The organism is Bacillus sp. P4_D3 (genome assembly GCF_056401855.1).
In genome coordinates, this window is record NZ_JBFUIN010000597.1 from 1 (window position 1) to 1906 (window position 1906).

Consider the following 1906-nt stretch of genomic DNA (forward strand, 5'->3'; position numbering starts at 1 on the left):
GAATCATTCATGAAATCACTCCTTTTTATAGATAATATTACCGTTTAAATTGAGGGGGAACTATAAAAATATAAAAAAGCAATCCAATATAAATTGGATTGCTTTTTTGATTGAAAAATATGATTAAAGAACAGGAGCCATTGTTTCTTTCAATACTTGAACAGAGTGATCGAATTTTAATTCTTCCTCTTCACTTAGTTCAACTTCTAAAATTTCACGAACACCGCCGCGGTTTAAAACAGCAGGTACGCCGATATAAACATCTTGTTGGCCGTATTGACCTTCAAGATATGCTGATACAGTTAATACGCTGTTTTCATTGCTTAAGATTGCTTTCGTAACACGTAAAAGTGACATGCCGATGCCGTAGTATGTAGCACCTTTTCGTTCAATAATGTGATAGGCTGCATCACGAACGTTTACGAAAATATCATCTAAATCTTTTTGGTTATATGTGTTGTCTTTTTCAAGAAGCGTTTGTAGTTTTTGAATACCAATTGATACGTGACTCCACACCGGAAGTTCTGTATCACCGTGCTCTCCGATAATATAAGCGTGAATGTTATGAGGTCCAATATCGAAGTACTCACCTAACATATAACGGAAACGAGCAGAATCAAGAGTTGTACCAGAACCGATTACGCGTTCTTTCGGTAATCCAGATTCTTTCCAAGTTACGTAAGTTAAAATATCTACAGGGTTTGTTGCAATTAAGAAGATACCGTCAAAGCCGCTATCCATAATGCTCCGAACAATTTGCTTGAAAATTTTAGCGTTTTTCTCAACTAAATCTAAGCGTGTTTCACCTGGCTTTTGTGGTAATCCAGCTGTAATTACAACAAGATCTGCGTCTTTACAATCTTCATAACTACCTTTCCAAACCTTTGTTGGAGCTGGTGCGAAAGGAACGGCATGGCTTAAGTCCATTGCTTCTCCTTCAGCTTTTGCTTCATTTACATCAACTAAAACAAATTCTTCAGCTACAGCTTGGTTAATCATACAGTAAGCATAACTACATCCAACTGCTCCTGTTCCTACTAATACAACACGGTTAATACCTTTTTTCATTTCAAAATTCCTCGCTATTTCATAAATTTTATTATGTAAGATAATACGTCTTACTTCTATAGTTTCATATCTATTTTATTACATTTTATAAAAGATATTCAAGTGATTGAAAATGTATCCACTCAATTACTTGAATGAAACATAGGAATCCTGTTAAACGAATATAATTCAGTAAAATCCTTCGTAAAAGGGGAATTGGCATGGGGAATCCATTATCGATGGAACAAATGCTTCAAATTGTTCATGAAGGGCTTGCCAAAACGAATAACCCCAAACGGATTACAGTTGCCGGTGCAGGGATATCTGGATTAGTTGCAGCATCTTTATTAAAAGAGGCTGGGCATGAGGTAACGATTATAGAAGCAAATAACAGAATAGGTGGCAGGGTGTATACGATTCGTGAACCATTTAGTGCAGGATTATATTTTAACGCAGGTCCTATGCGTATTCCGGATACTCATGATTTAACTTTAGCCTATATTCGTAAATTTAAACTACCGTTAAACCTTTTTATTAATAAAACTTCTTCAGATATAATTTATACGAATAACAAAAGAACGAGATTGGATGTGTTTGAAAAGGATCCAAGTGTACTTGGATATCCAGTTTTAGATAAAGAAAGAGAGAAAACGGCAGAAGGGTTAATGTTAGAGGTATTGGAACCGATACTTAATTATATTAAGAAAGATCCTGATAAAAACTGGATTATTGTTGAAAAAAAGTATAAAACATATTCGCTCGCTTCATTTTTAACTGAGTATTATTCAGATGGAGCAATAGATATGATCGGAGTACTTCTTGATATGGAAGCATACATGGGAATGTCTTTAATTGAAGT

General features: G+C 34.9%; 2 protein-coding genes. One reads left to right on the forward strand and one right to left on the reverse strand.

Going from position 1 to position 1906, the window contains the following annotated elements:
• Nucleotides 1-123 precede the first annotated feature (123 nt).
• Entirely contained in the window at nt 124-1068 is a 945-nt protein-coding gene (locus AC1DTM_RS24500) for an L-lactate dehydrogenase (protein ID WP_002012312.1), read from the reverse strand.
• Between the two features lie 200 nt (nt 1069-1268).
• Between AC1DTM_RS24500 and AC1DTM_RS24505 the strand changes: the two genes are divergently transcribed.
• On the forward strand, nt 1269-1906 hold a 638-nt coding region (locus tag AC1DTM_RS24505; RefSeq protein WP_477001103.1), incomplete at its 3' end, for a flavin monoamine oxidase family protein.